This is a genomic window from Vibrio sp. 1641 (genome assembly GCF_033339995.1).
Classification (GTDB): domain Bacteria; phylum Pseudomonadota; class Gammaproteobacteria; order Enterobacterales; family Vibrionaceae; genus Vibrio; species Vibrio alginolyticus.
The window spans coordinates 1-537 of sequence record NZ_JAWOVP010000457.1; the positions used below are offsets into that span (position 1 = coordinate 1).

General features: G+C 45.6%; 1 protein-coding gene. It reads right to left on the reverse strand.

The window, feature by feature from the left end:
- Positions 1 to 14: 14 nt before the first annotated feature.
- Positions 15 to 537 (reverse strand): AraC family transcriptional regulator (locus R7Z47_RS26550; protein WP_318130984.1); only part of this gene is annotated, 523 nt, incomplete at its 5' end.

Here is a 537-nt window from a genome sequence, read left to right on the forward strand (position 1 = left end):
CTCTGACTGAAGGCTTAAATCGAACCACGATATTCCGTCGGCGTTCTGCCTGTACGGCTCTTAAATACTCGGCAGAAATAGTTCACGTCTTTAAATCCACAGCGCACTGACACGTCATTGAGTTTGAAGTTGTATTTCTTGAGCATAAACTTCGCACGATCCACGCGTACCCAAGTAATGTAGTCTGCCAAAGTCATGTGCCCCTGCTGACGGAACAAGCGCGACAAATGGTTCGAGGAAATACTGAATCTCGACGCAATGCTGTCACGTGTGATTGGGCGATGGAAGTTCTCTTGAATGTAGATACAAATCCCTTGATAGAGATCTTGCACACGGCTATGTGACTGCTGCTCGACTGGTGCATCCAACATCGTCTTCGCGTATTGCAGTAATGCTTGCAGCAAAAGCTCATCCATTGGTTTTTTAGTATTCTCACGAGCCAGTGAGCTCAACGCTTCTAAGATGTTATCTATCGCAAATCCTGAGCGTGTTTGGATGCTATGCTTTTGAATATCGTAAAAGTTTGCCTCACCTTTG